18 protein-coding genes and 1 pseudogene are annotated in these 22,033 nt (G+C 73.7%); 9 read left to right on the top strand and 10 right to left on the bottom strand.

Annotated elements, in window-relative coordinates; all coding sequences use genetic code 11:
• Positions 1 to 97 precede the first annotated feature (97 nt).
• Positions 98 to 1,309: a DNA topoisomerase IB gene (locus JNW98_RS18520; RefSeq protein WP_223769365.1), complete on the bottom strand. Its 1,212-nt coding sequence runs from the start codon at positions 1,307 to 1,309 to the stop codon at positions 98 to 100.
• A 365-nt stretch (positions 1,310 to 1,674) separates the two neighbouring features.
• On the opposite strand from JNW98_RS18520, the gene JNW98_RS18525 reads away from it, so the two are divergent.
• Positions 1,675 to 2,289, top strand: coding sequence for an HAD family acid phosphatase (locus JNW98_RS18525; RefSeq protein ID WP_223769366.1), 615 nt, complete (start codon positions 1,675 to 1,677; stop codon positions 2,287 to 2,289).
• Positions 2,290 to 2,489: 200 nt separating this feature from the next.
• On the opposite strand, the gene JNW98_RS18530 is transcribed toward JNW98_RS18525, so the two are convergent.
• From JNW98_RS18530 to JNW98_RS18545, 4 genes are all read right to left on the bottom strand, one after another.
• Positions 2,490 to 2,756, bottom strand: a complete 267-nt coding sequence (locus tag JNW98_RS18530; protein ID WP_223769367.1) for a DUF4235 domain-containing protein — start codon at positions 2,754 to 2,756, stop codon at positions 2,490 to 2,492.
• The gene (locus JNW98_RS18535) at positions 2,753 to 3,205 is read right to left on the bottom strand and encodes a DUF3618 domain-containing protein (RefSeq protein WP_223769368.1); all 453 of its coding nucleotides are present in this window, start codon (positions 3,203 to 3,205) and stop codon (positions 2,753 to 2,755) included. The genes JNW98_RS18530 and JNW98_RS18535 overlap by 4 nt, the downstream gene beginning before the upstream one ends.
• Positions 3,202 to 3,573 (bottom strand): phage holin family protein, encoded by a 372-nt coding sequence (locus tag JNW98_RS18540; protein ID WP_223769369.1) that lies wholly within the window; start codon positions 3,571 to 3,573, stop codon positions 3,202 to 3,204. Before JNW98_RS18540 ends, JNW98_RS18535 begins: the two co-directional genes overlap by 4 nt.
• 518 nt (positions 3,574 to 4,091) lie before the next feature.
• Complete coding sequence (locus JNW98_RS18545; RefSeq protein ID WP_223769370.1) at positions 4,092 to 6,983, bottom strand: helix-turn-helix transcriptional regulator; 2,892 nt, start codon at positions 6,981 to 6,983, stop codon at positions 4,092 to 4,094.
• 275 nt (positions 6,984 to 7,258) lie between these two features.
• Here JNW98_RS18545 and JNW98_RS18550 point away from each other — a divergent pair, with 275 nt between their 5' ends.
• Together JNW98_RS18550 and JNW98_RS18555 are read left to right on the top strand one after the other, a co-directional pair.
• The gene (locus tag JNW98_RS18550; RefSeq protein WP_263420932.1) at positions 7,259 to 8,878 is read left to right on the top strand and encodes an AraC family transcriptional regulator; all 1,620 of its coding nucleotides are present in this window, start codon (positions 7,259 to 7,261) and stop codon (positions 8,876 to 8,878) included.
• The gene (locus JNW98_RS18555; protein ID WP_223769371.1) at positions 8,812 to 9,984 is read left to right on the top strand and encodes a hypothetical protein; all 1,173 of its coding nucleotides are present in this window, start codon (positions 8,812 to 8,814) and stop codon (positions 9,982 to 9,984) included. Before JNW98_RS18550 ends, JNW98_RS18555 begins: the two co-directional genes overlap by 67 nt.
• A 49-nt stretch (positions 9,985 to 10,033) precedes the next feature.
• Here the strand turns inward: JNW98_RS18555 and JNW98_RS18560 are convergent, their stop codons facing one another.
• The 4 genes from JNW98_RS18560 to JNW98_RS36635 form a co-directional block, all read right to left on the bottom strand.
• Entirely contained in the window at positions 10,034 to 10,309 is a 276-nt protein-coding gene (locus JNW98_RS18560; protein WP_223769372.1) for a hypothetical protein, read from the bottom strand.
• A 32-nt stretch (positions 10,310 to 10,341) separates the two neighbouring features.
• Complete coding sequence (locus tag JNW98_RS18565) at positions 10,342 to 10,494, bottom strand: hypothetical protein (protein ID WP_223769373.1); 153 nt, start codon at positions 10,492 to 10,494, stop codon at positions 10,342 to 10,344.
• Positions 10,491 to 11,138, bottom strand: coding sequence for an arabinan endo-1,5-alpha-L-arabinosidase (locus JNW98_RS18570; RefSeq protein WP_308015627.1), 648 nt, complete (start codon positions 11,136 to 11,138; stop codon positions 10,491 to 10,493). Before JNW98_RS18570 ends, JNW98_RS18565 begins: the two co-directional genes overlap by 4 nt.
• Positions 11,139 to 12,274: 1,136 nt before the next feature.
• A complete protein-coding gene (locus JNW98_RS36635) occupies positions 12,275 to 13,258 on the bottom strand; it encodes an AraC-like ligand-binding domain-containing protein (RefSeq protein ID WP_223769375.1) in 984 nt (327 codons plus the stop codon).
• Between the two features lie 1,037 nt (positions 13,259 to 14,295).
• Between JNW98_RS36635 and JNW98_RS18580 the strand changes: the two genes are divergently transcribed.
• From JNW98_RS18580 to JNW98_RS18605, 6 genes and pseudogenes are all read left to right on the top strand, one after another.
• Positions 14,296 to 15,051, top strand: a complete 756-nt coding sequence (locus JNW98_RS18580; protein ID WP_223769376.1) for a class I SAM-dependent methyltransferase — start codon at positions 14,296 to 14,298, stop codon at positions 15,049 to 15,051.
• Between the two features lie 293 nt (positions 15,052 to 15,344).
• A complete protein-coding gene (locus JNW98_RS18585; RefSeq protein WP_223769377.1) occupies positions 15,345 to 16,319 on the top strand; it encodes an alpha/beta hydrolase in 975 nt (324 codons plus the stop codon).
• A gap of 153 nt (positions 16,320 to 16,472) precedes the next feature.
• On the top strand, positions 16,473 to 17,210 hold the full coding sequence (locus JNW98_RS18590; RefSeq protein ID WP_223769378.1) for a GPR1/FUN34/YaaH family transporter: 738 nt from the start codon (positions 16,473 to 16,475) through the stop codon (positions 17,208 to 17,210).
• A 104-nt stretch (positions 17,211 to 17,314) separates the two neighbouring features.
• The gene (locus JNW98_RS18595) at positions 17,315 to 19,279 is read left to right on the top strand and encodes an amidohydrolase (RefSeq protein ID WP_223769379.1); all 1,965 of its coding nucleotides are present in this window, start codon (positions 17,315 to 17,317) and stop codon (positions 19,277 to 19,279) included.
• A gap of 166 nt (positions 19,280 to 19,445) precedes the next feature.
• Positions 19,446 to 20,108: a hydrolase gene (locus tag JNW98_RS18600; protein WP_223769380.1), complete on the top strand. Its 663-nt coding sequence runs from the start codon at positions 19,446 to 19,448 to the stop codon at positions 20,106 to 20,108.
• A 2-nt stretch (positions 20,109 to 20,110) separates the two neighbouring features.
• Positions 20,111 to 20,457 (top strand): annotated as a pseudogene (locus JNW98_RS18605) (DoxX family protein); the annotation flags it as partial.
• Positions 20,458 to 20,521: 64 nt separating this feature from the next.
• On the opposite strand, the gene JNW98_RS18610 reads toward JNW98_RS18605, so the two are convergent.
• Positions 20,522 to 21,925, bottom strand: coding sequence for a pyridoxal phosphate-dependent aminotransferase (locus tag JNW98_RS18610; RefSeq protein ID WP_223769381.1), 1,404 nt, complete (start codon positions 21,923 to 21,925; stop codon positions 20,522 to 20,524).
• Positions 21,926 to 22,033: the final 108 nt, after the last annotated feature.

The raw sequence follows: 22,033 nt of genomic DNA on the forward strand, positions 1-22,033 counted from the left end.
CTTGTTCGCCTGGCGAGTAACCCCTCCGCCACGGTGTACGCACGGCACACCCGTCACCGGGCTCACGCCACCCGAGCGGCCCAGGGACCGGAAGCGTTCAGGCGTCCCCGGGCGGGCGGCCCGTGCGGAGCAGGTGGAGGACGGCGCGTTCGGCGGGGCCGTGCGTGGCCGGGGCGCCGGGGTCCACGCCGTCGCCGAGGTGCGGGAGGGCGGGGGCGATGGTGATGCCCTCCTCGTACAGTTCGATCACCCGCGGGTTGATGTACGAGGCGCGGCACACGGCGGGGGTGTTGCCGAGGTAGCCGGCGACCTCGCGGGCCGCGCGGGCGACGGCGCGGCGCCGGGCGGTCTCGCTGCGGGCGGCGCCCTGGGAGACGGCCAGCGCGACGGCGGCCATCACGGTGGCGTGCCAGGTGCGGAAGTCCTTGGCGGTGACGTCGAGTCCGGCCTGCTCCTTGAGGTAGGCGTTGACGTCGTCGCCGGTCACGTCGTGCCAGGCTCGCCCCTCCCAGTACGCGAGCAGCCGGTCGCCCCCGCCGCCGCGACGGAGCAGCGCGGTCAGGGTGCGGCAGGCGGCGGGGTCGGTGACGGGCAGGACGATCTCCCGGCCGTGTTTGCCGGTGTAGGTGAAGACGACCGCGCCGCGCCGGCAGCGGGCGTGTTCGCGCAGCAGGGTGGTCAGGCCGTAGCTGTTGTGCCGTTCGGTGTAGCGGTCGCTGCCGATGCGGAAGAAGCCGAGGTCGATCAGGCGGACGGCGGTGGCCAGGACGCGGCGCCGGGTGAGGCCCCGGGCGGCCAGGTCCTCCTCGACGGCGTCCCGCAGGGCGGGCAGGGCCTCGGCGACGTCCAGGACGTGATCGTGCTTGGCCCGCTCCTGCGCGGCCCGGAACGCCGGGTGGTACAGGTACTGGCGGCGGCCCGCGACGTCGGTGCCGACGGCCTGGAGGTGCCCGTCCGGCCGGGCGCAGATCCACACGTCGCGCCAGGCGGGCGGGATGACGAGCGCGCGGATCCGGGCGAGCGCCTCGGGGTCGCGCAGCGGTGCGCCCTCCGCGTCGCGGTAGCGGAAGCCGCGGCCGTGCCGGACGCGGACGTAGCCGGGTTCCGTGGGTCTGCTGTGGTGGAGCCGGGTGGCGGCCCGTTCGCTCCCGTCGCGGGCGCCGGTACGTGCGGGGGCGGCCGGGGCGGCCGGGGCGGCCGGGGCGGCCGGGGCGGCCGGGGCGGATGACTGCCGTGGGAGGGCGCGGGCCCGGCGGTCGCGTATCCGGCGGTCGCGGGCGGGGAGCACGTCTCCGGCGGCACTCTTCATACCGGGCTGATACCCGGTGTTCGGCTGTTCAAGGCGGGTCGGCGGCGGGCGGGTGTGGGGGCTGGGGTGGAGGGCTGGAGTGGAGGGCTGCGGTGGAGGGCTGCGGTGGGGTACGCCGCACGCTCCGCGGTCACGCGCGTCACAGGAACCGGATGTCTTCACATCAAGGACACCGGGCCTTCGCCTGCTCGTCCTCCGGCACTGCTGATCTGTCGGATGGTCATACCGACTGCCGGCTCACTGCCCCACCGGCCCGTCAGCCCGTCAGCCCGTCGGCCCGTCAGCTCGTCGGCCCGTCAGCCCGTCGGCTCGTCGGCCACTGATCACTGATCACCGCTCACCGCTCACCGGAAGGAACGCGACCGATGCCCCCCACCCCGTCCACCCAGCCCACCGGGACCGCCCCGAGGTTCCGTACCGCCGCTCTCGCCGCTCTCGCCGCCCTGGCCGCGCTCGCGCTGCCGTTCGCGGCGCCGGGCACCGCCACTGCCGCGCAGACCGGCCCGGACGCGGACGTCCCCTCCTACCGGACCTGGCAGGCCGACGTACGCGAGGCGGTCGGCCCGGTGATCCCCTGGCTGCGGGAGCGGACCGCCGGGCGCGGCGGAAGGCCGGCCGTCGTGCTGGACATCGACAACACCGCCCTGGAGACGTACTACCACCCCGGCCGCGCCAACGAGCCCGTCCTCCGCGTGGCCGCGTGGGCGCGCGAGCACAAGGTCGCCGTCCTCTTCGTCACCGCCCGCACCTCCTCCTCGTCCGCCCGGAAGGAACTCCGGGCCGCCGGCTACCCGGTGGACGCGATCTGCACCCGCGAGCACGGCGAGAGCAAGGCCGAGGGCAAGGCGCGCTGCCGCGGGGAACTCACGGAGGACGGCTACCGCATCACCGCCAACATCGGCAACCGCTCCACCGACTTCGAGGGCGGCTTCTACGAGAAGGGCTTCAAGCTGCCGGACTACGGCGGCAAGCTCTCCTGAGGCGGCAAGCTCTCCTGCCGCCGCTGTGTGAGAGCGGGAGCGGGGGTACGCCGTCCGCCCGCCGCCCGCCCGTCAGGACCGGCTGCCGTTGCGCACCCGTCATCCGATGACGCTTGAACGGGCGCGGTACCAGCACGGCACCGGCCCGGCACCGGCGCGAACAAGCGCGCGGGCCCGGGCCCCGGCCCGTACGGAGCCGATCAGTCCGGCCACGTACCCGTCAGGCGGCGGGTGGCCGTGGCGCCGGCGCGGTCGACGGCCGCCTTGACGACGGCGAAGACCGCGCCCTGGAGAGCCGCGGCGAACAGGATCTCGCGCCAGGTGCGGTCCTCGTCGGTCGCGTCGGGGGCGTCGTCCTCGTGCCCGAGCAGCTTCCACGTCCGGCGGAACGCCGCCCCGGCGAGCAGCCCGCCGGCCAGGCCGAGCCCCAGCCCGACCGGCTTGTAGGCAATCTTCACCGCCTTCACGGGGACCTCCTCGCGCGCCGAGCCGCGCCCGCGACGAGGACGACGGCACCGGCCGCCAGCAGCGGCCCGCGTCCGCGGCGCAGCAGTCCGGTGACCCGCCGGGCCGTCATCAGGACCGGCGCCGGCGCCCGGTGCCGTACCGTCTCGACCACCGCCGTGGTGCGGTGGGCCAGTTCGGCGCGGGCGGTGACCGCCTGGGCGCGGACGGGTTCCGGTACCCGGTCCCGTACCTGCCGGACGACCTCCGAGCCCTTGTCCAGGACCTGTTCCGTGGCCTGTCCCGCCGCGTCCTTGACGGCGGTCGCCTTCCGCTTCGCCTGTGCCTTCACGTCGGCCTTCCGCGCGAGGGCGTCCACCGTCCGGCCCAGGTCCTCGCGGGCGTCCTCCGCGCGCGTACGCAGGTCCTCGGTGGTCGGGGCGGCCCGTCCGTCGTCGGGGCTCGCGCTCATCGGGTACTCCTCTCCTTGATCATCGCGGTGTCCTTCCTGACGCTTTCGATCGCCTGCCCGGGAACCGGCGGCGCAGCCGCGCGGATCCGCCGCCGGCCCGCGAGGGCCAGCAGCCCGGCGCACGCGGCGAGTACGCCCGTGACGATCAGCGCCGCCGCCCACACCGGCAGGACCAGCCACAGGGCGGCGACGGCGGCCGCGGCCAGGGCCTGGAACGCCACGAACGCCACCAGGCCGGCGCCGCCCAGCATCCCGCCGCCCCGGCCGAGGCTCCGGCCCTTGTCCAGCATCTCCGCCCGCGCCAGCCGCATCTCCGCCCGTACCAGCTCGGCGAGTTGGTCGGAGGCCCGAGAGACCAGGGCGCTCACGGGCTCCTCGGCGCGGCCCCCGGGGGCCGGTACCGGGCCGGGTGCCTGATCGGGCCTCTGCCCGCGCCCCCGTTCCGTACCGCGGCCGCTCTGCCGGGGGATCCGGTCCAGGAAACTCATCGACGATCACCGTCCTCCGTTGTCCCGTGTCATCCGCGTCGGACCGGCCTCCTGGAAGTCGCCGGGAGGGGCCGACGCGTCGTACGTCGCCTGGCGCTTACCCCCTTACGCCCGGGAGGTGGCTCTTCGACGACGCGGAGCTCGGCGCACGTCGGGCGGACGCACGCCGGTGCCCGCGCTCTGGGCACCCCACGTGCTCCATACGCTCCGTGCGCTCCGTGCGCTCTGGGGCAAGGGCGGGTGCGCTCCGGGGCAAGTCCGTCCCTCCGGCAGCCCCTAGCCTCGTCATGGCGGGGTGGACGGCCTCGTATGAGGCATATGAGATATACGAGACGTGGGCGGCACCGATGCCGCCGCCCCGGTCGGTCCCCCGGTCCGTCGCCCGGTCGGTCCCCCGGTCAGTCCTGCCGCAGTGCCTGCGCGAGGGCCGCGCGGGTGGTGATCCCTAGCTTCGGGAAGATCTTGTACAGGTGGGCCGCCACCGTGCGCGGGGAGAGCCGGAGCCGCTGCCCTATCTCCTTGTTCGTCAGCCCCGTCGCGGCGAGTTCGGCGATGCGCAGCTCCTGCCCGGTGAGCAGCGCGTGCCCGTCGGCGGCCGGTCCGACGGCGTGTCCGGCGGCGCGGAGTTCGCGGGCGCAACGCTCCTCCCACGGCCGGGCGCGCAGCCCCTGGAACGCCCGGTGCGCCTCGCGCAGGGTGTCGTGCGCCTCGGCCCGGCGGTGGCGCCGCAGCCAGGAGCCGTGCGCCAGCCGCAGCCGGGCCAGTTCGAAGACCCACTGGTCGGCGCCTGGCACGGCGTAGGCGGCCCGGTAGGCGGCGTCCGCCTCCTCGTCGGGCGCGGCGAGGGCGGTGGCGGCGGCGAGGAGGAAGGCGTGGTGGGCGGAGATCTCCGCCATGCGCGCCGCGCGTCCCGCGGCCACGTGCGCCCGCGCCTCGTCCCGCCGCCCGGTGTGCGCGGCGGCGTCGACGAAGTCGAGGAACGGCAGGTGGAACCAGGGCAGGCCGCGCGGCAGGACGCCCGGCGGGGTGAGCGAGACCAGGTCGCAGTAGGCGTCCTCGTGCCGGCCGTGCGCCAGGGCGGCGAGGGCGTTCAGGTACGTCAGCCGGTCGGTGGCGTACCGCATGCGGGCGCGGACGGCGACCGGCCTGATCAGGGCGTCCATGGCCCGCAGTTCGTCCTCGTCGCCGCGGCCGGCGGCGAAGTGGGCGTAGGCGAGGCGGAACAGCAGCGCGTTGCAGTGGTAACCGAGCTGCTCGGCGACCTCGGCCTCCCGGAGGCAGTCGCCCGCCGCGTCCCAGCGTCCGCGCAGGAAGTCCTGGTACGAGCGGGCCTTGGCGATGGAGCCCTGGGTGGCGTAGGAGTGCTGGCCGGTGAAGCGCCGCCACAGGTCGTCGTCGGCGAGGTCCACCGCCGACGCCGTCCACAGCAGCAGCCAGGCACCGCCGGCCTCCTGCTCCTCACTCATCTCCGCGACGAGGGCCTTGAGTTCCTCGGAGACGCCCTGGGCGGTGCGCGCCGGGTCGGACCAGGCGCGGTGGCAGAGCCGGGCGAGCGGGGACATGTCGTCGAGGTGGCTTTCGAGGGCCTGCCAGGCGCGGTCGTCATCGGTGTAGGTGGCGGCGAGGAGGAGCTTGAAGCAGACCTGCTCGGCCAGGCCGTCGCGGGAGTCGGCGTCGGAGTCGGCGTCGGGCGCGGAGTCGGAGTCGATGTCGGTGTCGGGCGCGGTGCCGGAGCCGGGGCCGGAGTCGGAGTCGGACTGGGTGCCGGACCCGGTGGCGGGCGCGGTGAGTGCGTCCAGGGCCTCCGGGAGGAGGGTGAACGAGGAGGCGAAGTCGACGCGGTGGCCCTGGTCGACGTACACCGTCGCATACGCGAAGAGGGGCGCCGCGTCCGGCGGTACGGGCCCCCGCCGCAGCTCCTCCACCAGCCGCGCCGTGTAGCGGAGCCGGCCGCCGTGGGCGGCCATGACCGCTGCCCAGGTCAGCCGGCGGGCGCGGGCGGCGGGGTCGGTGCTGAGGGCCGCCGCCCGGTCGAGCAGCAGGGCGCCCTCGGCGGCGCCGCCGCGCCGGGCGATCCGGCCCCCCGCGTCCTGGAGGCGGGCGGCGAGGTCCTCGTCCGGGACGAGGGCGGCCGACGCCTCGTGGACGAGCCGGCGGGGGTCGTCGGCGTCCAGGCACGCTGCCAACTGCCGGTGCGCGGCGTGCAGTTCGGACCTCCGGGCGGTGGAGAGCACGGCGGCGCGGACGAGCGGGTGCCGGAAGACGAGCCGGCGTCCGGTGGCGTCCAGCCGGGCCAGCCCGCTGGCCTCGATCTCGTCCAGCAGGGCTTCGGCGGCGCTCGCGGGCGCCTCCTCGCCGCCGGTGTGCGCCCAAACGCCGCCGATGCCACTGGTGTCGTCGGTGACACCGGTTAAATCGGTGACACCGGTGGCATCGGCCGTGGTGCCGCCGAGGGCCGCCAGCAGGAGCGTGCGCGCGGCCGGGCCGCTCAGGGCGCGCAGCCGGCCGGCGAACAGCCGCTCCAGCCGCTGCCCGAGTGGCAGCCCGTCGGGCAGCGGGACGATGCCCTTGAGCTGGTCCTCGTGCAGGTGGCGGGGGAGTTCGACGAGGGCGAGCGGGTTGCCCGCGGCCTCTTCCAGTACGCGGTCCGCGGTGGTGGCGGCGAGTTCGGGGTGCCGCTGCCGCAACAGGGCGCCCGCGTCGGCGGGCGGCAGTGCCCCGATGTCGACCGGGAGGGCCGGCCAGCCCTCGGTGGCGGCCGGGTCGGGGCGGCTGGCGCCGACGATGACGAGCGGCAGCTCCGTGAGCCGGCGGTGCAGGAAGGCGAAGACCGTGGCGCTGGACGAATCGACCCAGTGCAGGTCGTCGATCAGCAGCAGCTGGGGGCGGTCGCGGGCCGCCTCCGCGAGCAGGGCCAGCGCGGAGGCGCCGACGGTGAAACCGTTCGGCGGCAGGCCCCCGCGGAGTCCCAGCGCGCACTCCAGGGCCTCCCGCTGGCGGGCCGACAGCACCTCGGAGCGTTCCAGCAGCGGCCAGAGTGCCTGGTGCAGCGCACCGAACGCGAGCTCCGCCTCGGCCTCGGAACCGACCGCCCGCAGCACCGTGAACCCGAGGGCGCGGGCCCGCGCCTCCGTCCACTCCAACAGCGCGGTCTTGCCGATCCCGGGCTCGCCGCGCAGCAGGACCGCCGAACCGCCGGTACCGGTCCGCGCGTCGTCCAGCGCCCGTCCCAGCAGCGCCTTCTCACGGTGCCGCCCCACGAGGGTCCCGCAGCCGGCTGTGGACGTCACGTCCGCCTCCTGTTCCCCGGGCGTCGCGGGCACCGCGTCGGCACCGCCGCGCACCCTCGGAAAGTGGCCGCCCCGGGACCTCACCACCACTTCGACGTGTCGTGACACGCCGTGGTCCGGCGTGCGGCTCAGGATACCGCCTGACGCCCACGCAAGATCGTCTAGGTGTCGGTGGGCAGTCAAACGACCTACGTGGGGTGGGCCTGGTCGTTCCAGGCTGGGCTTGTCACCCGCATGTCCGCTCAAAGACAGCGCCGAACCCATCAGGAAGAGCGATGAGCCCCGCCACCACGGCCGCACGACCCACCACCACGACCGCACGACCCACCGGCACGGCCGGGGCCCCGGCCACGGCCGCGCCGCGTGCCCTCGACGCGAGCGCGACCGCACGCGCCGCCGCATCCGCCGCTCCGGGACGCACCCGGAGTGGCGGAAGCAGCGGGCCCTGGCGCGGCGGGAAGGCTCGTCCGGGCACAGGCACAGGCACGGTCACAGGCACAGGCACGGGCACGGGCACGGTGCGTCCGCCGGAGCCAGCGGATCGGGATCGGGGCCGTGACCCTCGGGCCGCCGTAGGCGTCGCGGACCATCGGCCGGACCACCGGCCGGACCACCAGCCGACCCACCCGCCGAGCCTCTCGCCGACCCACCCGCCGAGCCTCTCCCCAGGCCACCCGCTCGGCCTGCTGCGCGTGGCCACGGTCACCGGGCCTCCGGCCACCGTGGCCGCGGCCCCGCTGGTCGCGTCGGCCCCGGGCGCCGAGGACCACCTCGTCGTCGCCGTCCACGGGCGCGGCGTCGCGACGTTCGTCCGGAACGGCGAGGTGCTCGCGTGCGGCCCGCACGACGTCGTCGTCCTGGACGCCGCCACGCCGTTCGCCTTCCACGAGGCGGACGACTTCACCCTGCACCTCCTCGGCGTGCCACGCCGCCTGCTCGGCGCGGACGCCACCGCCGTCGGCCGCCTCTGCGGCGTTCATCCGCACGGCCGCGGACCGGTCGCGTCCCTGCTGGGACCGTTACTCACGGACGTCACCACCGCCGCGCGGGACCTCCCGCCGCGCACGGCCGAGCACTTGGCCGCCGGATTGACCGGCTTGCTGGGCGCCCTCGCCGTCGCGGCGGAGACGCGACCGGGCGGGACACCGGGCGGGGCCTCAGGCGGGAGACCGGCCGGGACACCGGAGGAGACACCGGAGGAGACACCGGAGGAGACGCCGGAAGTAACCCCAGACGGGACACCGAACGGCACCTCGGCCGAAGCCCCCGGCACACCGACGGGCCACCGCGCCCTGACCCCCCGTCTCCGCGCCTACGTGAACGAGCGGCTCGGCGACCGCGATCTCACCCCCGGGGACATCGCCGCCCACCACCACATCTCGACCCGCCTCCTGCACAAGCTGTTCGCCGCCGACGGCATCACGGTCAGTCGCTGGATCCAGCGGCGTCGGCTCCAGGAGTGCAGGAGAGAGCTGGCCGGCGCGCGTTCCGGACAGCCTCACCCGGCCGTCGCCACGGTCGCCAAACGCTGGGGCTTCGCCAACGCGGCTCACTTCAGCCGAAGTTTCCGGGCGGCGTACGGCATGTCCCCCGCCGCCTGGCGCGACCTGCACCTGCCGGCGGCCGACGGAGAGCGGCCGGCGTCCGGCACCCGCCTCCGAGGAGCCTCCGCGAGGCCCGGCGACACCGTGACAACCCCAACAGCATGTCCATCATGGCAGCTCAGCGGCGCATCTCCTAGGACGGAACGCACAGTTCGCGAGCCTTGTCCGGTCCGTTCCCCGACTCCCAGAATCTCCCTCGTCAACCAAGCGGAGACAGGGGGAACATGGGGAAGATCGATCACGATGCGGTGCTGCGGGCCCGCGTGCTGCTGCTGGGTTCCGGCCGGCTGAGCACGCTCGAAAAGGTCCACGCGTACCGGGTCCTGGCGGAGGTGAGCCCGAAGGCGTACCTCCCGAAGCTCGTCGACGCGCTCCTCTCGCTGAGCTACGAGAGCCGGGTCCGGGAGGCGCGCCTGGCACTGGCCGCCGAAGCGGTCGGGGCCGGCCGGAGGATGGAGGCCGACGCGCCGAAGCGGGCGGAACGGCTGTGCGGGGCGCTGGACGCCTACCAGCGGGCCCTGTTCGCCCTCGGGCGCCGGGCGGAGGGGCGCGCGGTCTGCGAGGAACTGGCCGAGGCCGGACAGCGCGGGCGGCTGGCGAGCCTCCTGGCCGAGGAGGGCCGCTTCCTGGAGGCCGCGCAGCTCAACGAGAAGACCGTCCGGGACCGCAAGCCGGAGCACTCCTTCTGGAACATGGTCGAGTGGGCGGCGAACCTGGAAGGCGCCGGCCTCCACGACGCGGCATCGGCCGTCTTCCGCGAACTTCTCGACGAGACCCGGCGCAAGGCCGTCGGCCAGAACACGTCGCTGGCCATACTTACTTGGGAGCTGATACACCTCTCCCGGATGTTCGAGACCGCCGGGCGTGGGCCGGACTCCGCGGCCACCCGGCGGGAGGCCCTGACCGTCCTGGAGGAGCTGGCGACAACGGGCGAGCCGAAGTCCTGGAGCTGCGTCCTCGCGTGGTGGGTCACGCTGTTCACCCTGTCGGGGCGGGCCGACGAACCCGCCGCGAGCGCCGAGTCCCCGATGCCGCCGTTCGGCACCGACCTCGGATGGTCGAGCGACGTGCGGGACGCCTTCCTCGGCACGCTGCCTGAGCTCGAAGGGGAAGCGGCGGAACTCCGCAAGACTGGTCGCATACCCGAACTGGTCGACGTCCAACGCAGGATCACCCTCCGCGTGGCCATTCGCGAGGGCAACCGTCACCACCGTTTCGAGGAGCGCTTCGGGCCGTACTTCGACGAAGGCGTGACGCTCGCCCGCCGCCTGCCCGACGACCCCGCCCGCCTCACCCGGGCCCTGACGGACCGATCGATGTTCCTTGTCGCCGCGGCGAACTTCGGGCCCGCGCATGCGGATTTCTCCGAGGTGGTCGCCCTTCTCGACGCCCGTTAGTCCCGCTCGGGGCCGGGCACCTGCCTGCCCGGGAGGGATGGGGACGCGGTCACAGGTCGGCGGCGGCCTCGCCCTCAAGGCCGTACATCCCGACCAGCAACCGCTGACGCGCCGCTTCCAGGCGTCCCTCGTAATCCGGCATGAAGATCTCGGTGAGTGTCGATTCCAGCGCCCCAGAGATGGTGTAGACCGGTGACCAGACCGCACGGTCCGTCTTCAACAGGTCCTCCAGTACGTCGGACCGGTGCATCGCCTGATGAAGCCAGTCCGACAGCACAAGGGCCTGATCGCGCGTGAGCTTGATGGATATCGGTTCCTCTGCCACGAGGAAATGGTAAACGGCTCACTCGGTGCTCCCTAGTAGACGTAGGGCCACCCGCCGCTCCAGCCGAGGTGGTTGATGCCCAGCTTGGGTGTTCCGTTGGCCCGGCCGTCGTAGTAGTGGTAGATCAGCAGGTCGTGGTTGTCGGCGTCGTCATGGACGACGGACTGCCCGCCCGGGCCGATCACCCAGCTGTCGTGCGTGCCGAGCGCAGGGTACCGCCGTCCCCGACCATGGCGCGACCGGCCTGGTCGACGTACGGTCCGTCGGGGGCGGCGGAACGGCCGACGTGGATGCTGTAGTTGCTGTTCACGCCCTTGCAGCAGTAGTCGAAGGACACGAAGAGGTAGTAGTAGCCGTCTTTGTGGAAGACGAAGGGAGCTTCCACCGGGTCGGGCCAGACGTGCAGCCGCTGCGCGAGGTGGCGGATCCCGGTCTCGGAAGCCGACGGCTTCCCGGTCCGGGGGGGGGCGAGGGCGACCATGTGGATCCCGAGCCGGAACGAGCCGAGGGTCAGCCACCACTTGCCGTTCCTGTCCACCAGGAGGTTGGGGTCGATGGCGTTGAAGTCGTACCCGGGGTACGGGGAGGTGAGGATGGGTGCTCCGCTGTCCACCCAGGTGCCGGGCTGCCCTGTGGCGCTGGTGGCGAGGCCGATCCCGGACGTGTTCGAGCCGAAGCCGGAGACGGAGTAGTACATCCAGTACGTGCCGTCGTGGTACGGGACGTCCGGTGCCCAGACGTCGTCGGACGAGCTGAACCGGCTCCACCAGGACGGGACCGCGCCGAAGGCCGGGCCCAGCCGCCTGAAGTCAACCCGGTCGTCGGACACCCGGAGTTCTCCTGGTTGTGTGTGGACGCGACCAGGTACTGCTCCCCGACCTTGACCATGGAGGGGTCGTGCACGGAGGTGTCCCCGGTGACCGCTCCCGGCAGCGGCCAGGCGGGTGCGGCGCCCTCGGCTGGTCTCGTCTGCCCGGCAACCAGCAAGGACAGCACCATCGCCACGACGACCACGAACACCGGCCCCCGACGGGCTCCGCCCGCGGGCCACTTCCCGGAGCCACCTCGCACGGCAGTCACCCTCCCCTCCGGCCGACCCGGCTCGCGGCCTACGCCGCCTTTCGGGGAGAACACCGCAAGCCGCCCCTCCCCGACAGACCTCACGCAAGGACTTCACCCCTTCGGGGCGCGGGCGGGCTGGGAGATACCGAGCTGGGCAGGCCTCCCTGCCGGGCTCGATGCCGAGGGCGGGTGCACGTCGTTCGCGCTCGTCGCGGAGCCCGGCACTCCCATGACGGTGGCATCGGAGCCGTGCGCCGGCGGGCGTGCGCGGGCTTTCTCTCCGGCCCTGTGCCGCACGCTTTGGCTCCCAGTCCGGCAAGGAACGGAAAACCACGTCCGGCCCATGAGAAGTTGCAGGTCACGAAGTCTCTTCCCCGCATACGCGGGGGCGGTTCGGCGTTCTGGTCGGCCGGGCTGATCTGTGCGACCTCTTCCCCGCACGCGCGGGGGTGGTTCGGCCTTTGCGGCCGGCGAGGTCCACGCCCCGTTCTCGTCCCTGCACCCGCGGGATTGGCCCCACGCCAGTCAGGTCTTACTGGAACCCCGACGACTCGGCCCTGCACGTGCGAGGCTGCCCCAGCACTCGGCGGGTTTTCGAGACGCAGTCGCTGTCCCCGTCGCCATGTGCTCCCGTGGATCTGTGCGGTCTGCGCGTCCCGGTCTCGTCCCCGTGAGCGAGGAGAGCACCGGTGGGCAGGTGCCCGTGTTCGGTATGCGCCCCTCATCCGCCATCCGCGCGCGGGCGTGCACCGAAGTGACCCCCCACCCCGCCTCGTCTGCCGCCTCCCCTCCCCGCGTGCGCGGGTCTGCGGAGGGCGAGCGATCATCCCACGCATCACCCCACCACCAGGCCTTGGGCAAGCGAATCCCCTTCGGTTCGCCGCCTCACCCGGCTGTTGACTCTCACCCCCGCGCCCCCGCCGCAGCCGCTTCGCGCCATTCGCGCGGGGAACGGCCGTACGCGGCCCGGAAGGCGCGGCTGAAGTGGGCCGGGCTGGGGAAGCCCCAGCGGAGGGCGACGGTGGCGATCGTCGGGCGGTCCCGTTCCGGTGCGGGCCGGGTGAGGTCCTTGCCGGACTCCTCGACGCGGCGTCGGCGGATGTGGCCGCCGACGGTCGACTCCTCGCCCTCGAAGAGGCGGTGGAGGTAGCGGACGGAGATGCGGTGGGCGCGGGCCACGCTCTCGGGGGTGAGGTCCGGGTCGGCCAGGTGCCGGTCGATGTAGCGGTACACGGCGGGCAGCAGGTGGTCGCGGGCGGCGCCCGTCCCGTCGTCGGCCTCGTCGGCGTACGCGTCCACCAGCCCGGACAGCAGGTCCGCGACCGCGCCGGCCAGTACGTCGCCGACGGGCGGGGCGATCCGCGCCGCGCGGTCGGCCAGGCGCTCCAGGAAGGGGCCCAGCGCCGCCGCCGCTCCCCCGCCCGCCGGCAGCGCACGCCCGGTCACGGACGCGAGGGGTGCCGCCGGTACGTTCAGGACGTGCCCGGGCAGCCGGAAGAGCCGCTGCCGGAAGCGGAGCCGCTGCTCCAGGGAGAAGGGGCGCCGCAGGTCGATCGCGGCCAGATCACCCGGCAGCAACGTCGCGCTGCGGCCGTCCTGCGTCAGGGCGGCGACCCCTTCGAGCTGGAGCGCGACGGCGATCCCGTCAGCGGGCTCGCGTGCGACGAGCCGAGGCGCCCTGCTCAGCCGGACGGGGTCCCCCTCCAGCGACAGCACCCGCAGGTAGCCGAGGTGTCGTAGGTCGAGGGTGCCGTGAAAGTCGCCTGCCTGCCGCGCTCTTGTCTGCACGGCGGCGCCCAGGGCGCGTCCGGTCGCGTCCCGCCAGGCGGCGAGCCGGTCTGTGCGGGACGACGGAGCGGTCCTCTCGTCGGCGTCGATGTGCTGCACGTGACTCCTCGTTCGTGGCCCGGCGCGGCCGGGTGGGGTGGTCACGGCAAGTGTGGGTGGTGGGCTGCGGCTGGGTATTAAGTCGGTTGACTGTCCTTCTGCGGGGTGCGGGGGGTACGTACGCGGTGTGCTTCCGCCGATCGCCGCGGGCGGGACGCGGTGGCAGCCGGGCGAGTGGTGACCGGCCGGCTGCCCAGGCGGGTCAGCGCAAGCGGTGACTTCCGGTCGGCGGGCGGCTGCTGAGCAACCGGCCCACACCGGCGAGGTTCACATCACCGATGCTCAGCACGCCCTCCCGGCCCCCTCCCCGAACCTTCGGGGACCACATGCCCCAGCCGATCCCGTCCTTGCCCGGCGCCGGACCACCCCCGCGCGTGCGGGGACGACGACGGACGACGGTTCTACACCTGGCACTTCACCGGGCCACCCCCGCCCGCGCGGGGGGGGACGACGAAGGACGACGGTTCTACACCTGGCACTTCACCGGGCCACCCCCGCACGCGCGGGGACGACACTTCGTGACCTGCACCTTCTCACGAGCGGAGCCCCGTTTTCCTTCACTTCCGCAAGTCCGGGGAACCGCTAAGCCGTGCCGTCGATGCAGCTGCTGCACGATGGGTCGGGAGCCGTCAGCGGCTGGATCGGGCACGAGGATACTGAAGCTGCGGGAACGTCGAAGCCGGGACGGCTTTATGCGCCGGCTCGGCCGCCATCGTAGTCGCGCGCCGCGCACCCAAATTGTGCGCGCCCGGCCCGTCAGCCACGCCCCCGATCCGGCCGACCGCAGCGAGCCGCAAGGCGCCCGCGTTCAGGGCGCGGAGTGCCCGTCGTACGACGAGGCACCGACAACCGGCTCCCCAGGTCCGTGATGGCAACCCACGTCGGATCACCCGACGGCATCCCGCCCTCCAGTGGCCCGGTGCTCTCGACGCCGCGCCCCATCAGCCGTCCGCCCCCAGGACGCCGCGCCGCAACGCAACGAGACTCCGCCAACGCCCGGCCCCCAACGGCCCGCGCCCAAGGCAGATGATGAGGAGATGACCACCGACCCCCGCGCTCGATCCTTCGACACGGCCGCCGACCAGTACGCGACCACCCGCCCCTCCTACCCGCCCGCGCTCCTGGACGCCGTCGAGGAACTCGCCGGTCGTCGTCTCGCAGGCGCTCGGGTCGCCGACGTCGGGGCGGGGACCGGGATCGCCAGTGCGCTGCTGCGTGGCAGAGGGGCCGAGGTGGTCGCCGTGGAGCCCGGGGAGGCGATGGCTCGGCGGTGTGGGGAGGTGGTGCCGGTCGTGCGGGGTGACGGGAACGCTCTGCCGTTGGCCGGAGCGTGCTTCGATCTCGTCACGTACGCGCAGTCCTGGCAGTGGACCGATCCGGCCCGTTCCGTCCCCGAGGCGTTGCGCGTCTTGCGGCCGGGCGGTGCGTTGGCGATCTGGTGGAACACCACGGCCTTTGACGTGCCGTGGATCCGTGCGCAGCACGCCCGCATCGCCCGGGCCGTGCGCGGGACCAAGCCGGCTTCCGCCACTCGGCCCGACGACGAGGACGCCGTCCGGCTCGCCGGGTTGAGCGGCCTGCGGGTCGTACGCCGTCTGCTGCGCTGGAGCCGGGTGGTCCCGCTCGATACGCACCTGGCCAACATCGGCAGCCGTTCGGCGTTCCTCGTTCTGGGCGAGGAGCCGCGGCGCGCCTTTTTCGCCGCCGAACGCGGGCTGCTGAGTGCGGCGTTCCCCGATGGCCTGATCGAGGAGACGGACGTCGTCGACTTGTTGGTGGCCCTTCGGCCGTGACGCCTTCCGGTAATTCCCCAGCCCTCGGCGTCCCGCGTCCCGCGTCGCGCGTCCCTCGTCTGTGAACTCGCGGCGAAGCCGCGATGCGGGGGGCCGGGCGCAGCCTGGCAGAAACGGTGAAAGGGCGGGACCGGGGCACCCCACCCACCCAGGCCGCAGCCCGTGCGCCGGCGGGCAAGGAGCAGTGCACGTGACGTCACCTCGGCAGCCGGCCCCCGGCCTAGCGTCCTGCGGGTGCCGCGCCCGCGCGCGGCTCTCCCCCCGCCCGCCCGCCGAGCCGAAGGGCCCGTCCCATGACCGACCACCCGCCCCAGCCGCCCCTCCTCGAACCGGCCGCCGCCGCGTTCGCCGCTGCCACCGCGCAGCCGCCGTACCTCTTCCAACTGCCGCCCGCTGAAGGCCGTCGGGCCGTCGACGAGGTGCAGGCCGGGCCCCCGCCGGTCGAGCCGCCCGCTGTGGAGGAGGAGTGGGTGACGGTTCCCGGCGGCCCGACGGGGGAGGTCAGGGTGCGGATCGTCCGGCCCGCCGGGGTCTCCGGGGCGCTCCCGGTGGTGCTGTACCTGCACGGGGCGGGCTGGGTGTTCGGCAACGCCCGTACCCACGACCGGCTCGTGCGCGAACTGTCCGTCGGCGCCGGCGCCGCCGTCGTGTTTCCCGAGTACGCGCTGTCGCCCGAGCACCGCTACCCCGTCGCCGTCGAGCAGAACTGGACGGTGGCCCGCTGGATCGTCGAGGAGGGTACGGGCAAGGGGCTCGACCCCGGGCGCCTCGCGGTGGCCGGAGATTCCGTCGGCGGCAACATGAGCGCCGCCCTCACCCTGCTGGCCAAGGAACGCGGCGGCGTGCCGTTCCGCTACCAGGTGCTCTTCTACCCCGTCACGGACGCCTCGTTCGACACCGACTCCTACCACCGGTTCGCCGAGGGGTACTTCCTGCGCCGCGACGCCATGCGCTGGTTCTGGGACCAGTACACCCCTGACCCGGAGGAGCGGGCGCGGATCACCGCCTCGCCGCTGCGCGCCACCGCCGAGCAGCTCGCCGGGCTGCCGCCGGCGCTCGTCGTCACCGCCGAGGCCGACGTGCTGCGGGACGAGGGTGAGGCGTACGCGGCGAAGCTGCGGGCCGCGGGTGTGCCGGTGACCGCCGTGCGGTTTCTGGGGGCGATCCACGACTTCGTCATGCTTGACGCGCTGCGCTCCACTTGTGCCGCCGAGTCTGCCATCACTCTCGCCTCGGACTGTCTGCGGCGGGCGCTGCGGGCCGGGTGAGGGTGCGGTCGGCCGTCGGCCTCGCCCCGTCCCGCCCCTTCACCGTTTCCCGGGGCCGCCGCCCCGGACAACCGGCGTCGCGGCTTCGCCGCGAGGTCCTCGAACGCCGGACGGGCCGGCAGTGCGCCCGGCCCGTCCGGAGGAGAAGCATCCATGAACACCAGCGGTGACAACACCCTCGCCCCCGCCGCGGACACCCCGCCCGCCCGCCGCCACGAACCCGACCTCCGGCGCATGACGCGCATCAACCTCCGCCCCATCGCCTCCCCGATGCCGCTCGGTTTCTACGCCGTGGCCATCGCCTCCGTCGTCGTCGGCTGTCTCCAGCTCGGTGTTCTCGGGCCGGACGCCCGGCAGGCGGTCGGGCTTGTCATCCTGCCCGCCTTCGTCCTGCAACTCCTTGTGTCCATACTGGCGTTCGGAGCGCGGGACGTGCTCGCGGCCTCGCTGATGGCCTGCTTCTCCGGCATGTGGCTCGCCACATCCCTCGTCCTGGTGCTGGACCCGGCCGGCGGCACCCGGGTGCTGGGCGTGCTCAACGCCGTCTTCGCCCTCTTCGCCCTGATGATGGCGAGCGTGGCGGCGCGCAAGCGCGCGCTGTGGCTGGTGTTGTGCGTGGCCGTGCCCCGCTTCGCGGTCGCCGCCGCCCACAACCTCACCGCCCACAACCTCACCGGCCGCGACGGGCTCGGGGCCGTCTCCGGAGTACTCGGCCTCCTCCTGGCCGCCGTCGCGCTGTACACCGCCTTCGCCCTGATGCTGGAGGACATGCGCGGCGTGGGCGTGCTGCCCATCGGGCGCACCGGGCCCGCGTACGCGGCCGTCGAGGGCGATCTGACCGTGCAGTTGCGGGATCTCGAACGGCAGGCGGGCGTGCGCCGCACCCTCTGATCCGCACCCTCTGATCCTCACGCTCATCTTCGCACCCTCATCTCCGCACCCTCGGATCCGCACGCTCTGACTCACGACCCCCCCTGACCCGAAAGGCCAACCCAATGACGTCGATGCCCGTCAGCGGTGTCACCCTCGCCCCCGAACCCGACCCCGCCCCCGCCTCCACCCCCAACGCGCACAGCGCCGACCTCGTCCTCCGCAACGCGAAGATCTTCACCGGCGACCCCGGCCGCCCCGCCGCGAGCGCCCTCGCCGTCCGGGACGGCCGCGTGCTGGCGGTCGGCGACGACCGGGACGTCGCGTCGTACGTCGGCCGCCGGACGCGCGTCGTGGACGCCCTGGGCCGGCGGGCCGTGCCGGGGCTCAACGACTCGCACCTGCACGTCATCCGCGGCGGCCTCAACTACGTCCTCGAACTGCGCTGGGACGGCGTCCCGTCCCTGCGGCAGGCGCTCGCGATGCTCCGCGAGCAGGCGGGCCGCACCCCCAAGGGCCAGTGGATCCGGGTCGTCGGCGGCTGGACGGCGGACCAGTTCGCCGAGCACCGGCTGCCCACCCCCGCCGAACTCACCGCCGCCGCCCCGGACACGCCGGTCTTCGTCCTGCACCTCTACCAGTCCGCGATCCTCAACCGCGCGGCCGTCCGCGCCGCCGGCTTCACCCGCGACACCCCCGACCCCCGCGGCGGCCAGATCGTCCGCGACCGGAACGGCGACCCCAACGGCGTACTCCTCGCCGCGCCGAGCGCCCTGATCCTGTACTCCACCCTCGCCGCCGCACCCCGCCTCGACGAGACCGGGCGGCGCCTCTCCACCCGCCACTTCCTCCGCGAGCTCAACCGCTTCGGCCTGACGTCCGCCATCGACGCGGCGGGCGGCTTCCAGAACTTCCCGGACGACTACGCCACCGTCGTCGACCTGGCCCGTTCCGGCGAGCTCTCCCTCCGCATCGCCTACCACCTCTTCCCGCAGACCGCCAGGCAGGAACTGGCCGACCTCCGCCGCTGGGTGGAGACCGTCCGGCCGGGCGACGGCGACGAGTGGCTCCGCCTGAACGGCGCCGGCGAGAACCTCACCTGGGCCGCCGCCGACTTCGAGAACTTCGCCGAGCCACGGCCCGAGCTCGCGGCCGGTTACGAGGGCGAGTTCGAGCAGGCCGTCCGGCTGCTGGCGGAACACGGCTGGGGCTTCCGGCTGCACGCCACCTACGACGAGACGATCCGCCGCGACCTGGCCGTCTTCGAGAAGCTGGCGGCCGAGGGCCTGTTCCCGGCCGGCAACCGCTGGTTCTTCGACCACGCGGAGACCGCGTCCCCGGAGAGCCTGGACCGCATCGCCGCCCTGGGCGGCGGCGTGAGCGTGCAGAACCGCATGTCGTTCCAGGGGCGGGTGTTCACCGAACGGTACGGGGCCGAGGCCGCCGCCCGGACGCCGCCCGTCCGGGAGATGCTGGCCCGCGGGCTCCCGGTGGCCGCCGGCACCGACGCCACCCGCGTCTCCTCCTACAACCCGTGGGTCGCCCTGCACTGGCTGGTGACCGGACGCACCGTCGGCGACCTGGCCCTCTACCCGCCGGACCGGCTCCTCTCCCGTGAGACCGCGCTCGCCCTCTACACCCGCGCGGGCGCCCGCATGACGGGCGAGGAGGACGTCAAGGGCGTCCTCAAGGAAGGGTTCCTGGGCGACTTCGCCGTCCTCGGCGACGACTTCCTCACCGTCCCGGCCGAGGACATCCCGCACATCGAGTCCGTCCTCACGGTCGTCGGCGGCCGGATCGTGTACGCCGCGGCCGAGTACGAGGGGCTGGACGAGGAACTGCCGCCGGTCCGGCCGGAGTGGAGCCCGGTGGCCCGCTTCGGCGGCTACCACGCCACGCCGGCTCCTTCCCGGACCGGCGGCCTCGGCGCGACCGGCGACTCCGGCGCGACCGGCGGCTCCGGTGCGCGCCAGGCCGGATCGCTCGCCGAGGCCGTGGCCGCGTCCGAGGAGCACCGGCGGTGGCGGGTCGCCCGCGGCGCCGCGCCCGAGGCGTCCCCGGCCGCCTTCGACCCCTGCTTCCAGCTCTGAACCCCTGCTCTGCACCCCTGCTTTGAACCCCTGCTCCGAACCCCGCGTGTGCAGCGCCGGAACATCCCTGGCCACTCACGGTCAACTCCGGCCGTGACAACGCCCGTAGCGTCCGTCTCACCGACAGAAGACCCACAGAACAGAAGACCCACAGAAAGGGACCACCATGGTCGACTTCGACGCCGTCCGCGCCGTGCCCAGCGCCGGACTCCTCACCCCCGACAACGCGATGATGCTCTTCGTGGACCACCAGCCGCAGATGTTCTTCGGCGCGGGAAGCGCCGACCGGGCCGGGGTCGTCAACGCCACCGTGGGGCTGGCCAAGGCCGCCCGCGTCTTCGACGTACCCGTCGTCCTGTCCACCGTCGCCGCCGAGTCGTTCTCCGGCCCGCTGCTGCCGCAGCTCCGCGAGGTGTTCCCCGAGCAGGCGATCGTCGACCGCACCTCCATGAACGCCTGGGAGGACGAGGCCCTGGTCGAGGCCGTCAAGGCCACCGGCCGCACGAAGATCGTCCTGTCCGGGCTGTGGACCGAGGTCTGCCTCGTCATGCCCGCCCTGTCGGCGCTCGCGCAGGGCTACGAGGTGTACGTCGTCGCCGACGCGTCGGCCGGCGTGACTCCCGCCGCCCACGAGCATGCCATGCGGCGGATGACGGCCGCCGGCGCCGTCCCGGTCACCTGGCTCCAGGTGCTGCTGGAGCTCCAGCGCGACTGGGCCCGCACGGAGACGTACGCCGCCACGACCCAGGTGGTCAAGGAGCACGGCGGCGCCTACGGCCTGGGCCTCGTCTACGCGCACGCCATGGTCGACCCGCACGCCGCGGGCTGACCGTGGACACCGCGCTGCTGCTCGTCCGGCTCACGGTCGGCCTGCTCGTCGCCGCGCACGGCGTGCAGAAGGTCAGCCGGCGGCTCGGGGGCGGCGGACTCGCGGGCGGGGCAGAGGAGTTCCGGCGCGACGGCTTCCGCGGCGGGGTCCTCACCGCCCTCGCCGCGGGCACCAGCAACTCGGCTCCGGGCTGCTGCTGGCCTGCGGCGCCCTCACCCCGCTCGCGGCGGCGGGGATCGCCGGGGTCTTGACGGTCGCCCTGACCGTCAAGTGGCCGCACGGCCTGTGGGTGCAGAACGACGGTTACGACTACCCGCTCGTCCTCGTCGTCCTCGCCCAGGCCGTCGCCTGGGAACCGACCGCCGTAGAACCGGCCACCCCGGAACCGGCCGCCACGTCAACCGGCCGCCACGTCAACCGGAACGGCTTGCCAGCGCCTGGGAGACGCGCCGGATCGCCTCGCGTACCGTCCCCTCGTCGAAGGCGGTGAAGCAGAGCCGGAAGTACCCCTGCTCGGGGGCCGAGAGCGTCTGGCCTGGGAGTAGCTGCACCCGGGCCTTGTCCTTGATGTACTGGAACAGCTCGCTCTCCGCGTCGCCGATCTCGGAGAAGAGGACGGGCAGCCGGCCGTCCCCGGCCCGGCCCGCGTCCCCCTCCCCGGGAAAGTGCGGGCCCTGCTCGTAGGGGATCTCCGGCGCGTCCGGCCGCAGGTGCTCGCGGAGGTCGAGCCAGAGGAACTGGGCGGAGTTCTGCCCTTCGCGGAAGACGTACGGGATGTTCTTGGCCTCGTCGCAGGCGGTGCGGGCCGAGTCGAACGCCCGGGTGAGGACGGTCCGGTACTCCTCCATGAGCTCGGCGGCGAAGCTCCCGCCGGTGTCCCGGGTCTCCAGCAGGCTGCCGATGACGTGGTGCTTGAGCGAGTCGAAGGGGCTGAACCAGGAGTAGGGCTCGCCGTCCGTGCCGTTGAGCACGTCCTGGACCCTGGAGTTGCGGGTGAGGGCGACGCCGGCCTTGAAGCCGGACAGCCCGAAGTCCTTGGCGAAGCCCCAGACGACGTGCACCCGGTCCCGGGCCTCCGGGTGGTCGCGGTAGGCGTCGAGGGAGAAGGCGCTCACGAAGGACGTGCGCGCGGTCAGGAGCTGCGAGTGCGCGTACATCTCGTCGGAGATGACGTGCATGTCGGTCTGGGTCAGGGCCCAGGTGTAGATCTTCTCCAGCAGTTCCTTGTCGTAGTTGACGCCCAGCGGGTTGTTGGGGTTGGTGAGGACGAGCAGCCGGGGCTTCACGCGCTGCTCGTGGTAGGTGCGGCGCAGGACGTCGAGGGTGAGGTCGAAGTCGGTGCCGAGCGGCGCGGGGACGCACTCCAGGCCCGGCCGCTGCTCGAAGCACCAGCGGAAGCCCTGCCAGAAGGGGGCCGGGATCAGCACCCGGTCGCCGTCCGCCAGGTACTCGGTCCTCTTCAGTGCGAAGGCCAGGCACTCCAGGGCCGCCGAGACGCCCGAGGTGCCGAAGACCTCGTCGGTGGTGAGGTCGCCGCCGAACCGGGGGTTCAGCAGTTCCACGATGTCCTCGCGCATCCGTTCCGTGCCGTAGATCGGTACGGGGTAGCGCAGGTCCTGTTCGGTCAGCGCGCGCAGCCTGCCGAAGACCCGCTCGTTCAGCCGCGGGAACAGCAGGATGTTCTCGGCGGTGCCGAGGTTGAGGAGGTCGGGGAACAGCCGCTGCTCGACGGAGAGCCGGCGTTCGGCGTCGGTGGTACGGGTGAGCAGTGCGATCACTTCGGCCGGGGTGCGGTGGCCGGTCTGCCGGGACGTCATGGGGGTCTCCTGTCCGTCGGCCCGCGGGGCGGTGGTGAGCCCTCATCCTTCACACACCGTCCCGCGCGGCGGCCAGAGCGCGCTTCGGCCACGCCGATTCGCCGCTCT

It is taken from the genome of Streptomyces huiliensis (genome assembly GCF_020037025.1).
Taxonomy (GTDB): Bacteria; Actinomycetota; Actinomycetes; order Streptomycetales; family Streptomycetaceae; genus Streptomyces; species Streptomyces huiliensis.

What these genes read in the sequence shown, in the direction of transcription:
- JNW98_RS18590 (WP_223769378.1), top strand. Translation starts at nt 16,473, where the DNA reads ATGAACACCAGCGGTGACAACACCCTCGCCCCCGCCGCGGACACCCCG.
- JNW98_RS18610 (WP_223769381.1), bottom strand. Translation starts at nt 21,925, where the DNA reads ATGACGTCCCGGCAGACCGGCCACCGCACCCCGGCCGAAGTGATCGCA.
- JNW98_RS18595 (WP_223769379.1), top strand. Translation starts at nt 17,315, where the DNA reads ATGACGTCGATGCCCGTCAGCGGTGTCACCCTCGCCCCCGAACCCGAC.
- JNW98_RS18535 (WP_223769368.1), bottom strand. Translation starts at nt 3,205, where the DNA reads ATGAGCGCGAGCCCCGACGACGGACGGGCCGCCCCGACCACCGAGGAC.
- JNW98_RS18525 (WP_223769366.1), top strand. Translation starts at nt 1,675, where the DNA reads ATGCCCCCCACCCCGTCCACCCAGCCCACCGGGACCGCCCCGAGGTTC.
- JNW98_RS18555 (WP_223769371.1), top strand. Translation starts at nt 8,812, where the DNA reads ATGGGGAAGATCGATCACGATGCGGTGCTGCGGGCCCGCGTGCTGCTG.
- JNW98_RS18600 (WP_223769380.1), top strand. Translation starts at nt 19,446, where the DNA reads ATGGTCGACTTCGACGCCGTCCGCGCCGTGCCCAGCGCCGGACTCCTC.
- JNW98_RS18520 (WP_223769365.1), bottom strand. Translation starts at nt 1,309, where the DNA reads ATGAAGAGTGCCGCCGGAGACGTGCTCCCCGCCCGCGACCGCCGGATA.
- JNW98_RS18585 (WP_223769377.1), top strand. Translation starts at nt 15,345, where the DNA reads ATGACCGACCACCCGCCCCAGCCGCCCCTCCTCGAACCGGCCGCCGCC.
- JNW98_RS18550 (WP_263420932.1), top strand. Translation starts at nt 7,259, where the DNA reads ATGAGCCCCGCCACCACGGCCGCACGACCCACCACCACGACCGCACGA.
- JNW98_RS18580 (WP_223769376.1), top strand. Translation starts at nt 14,296, where the DNA reads ATGACCACCGACCCCCGCGCTCGATCCTTCGACACGGCCGCCGACCAG.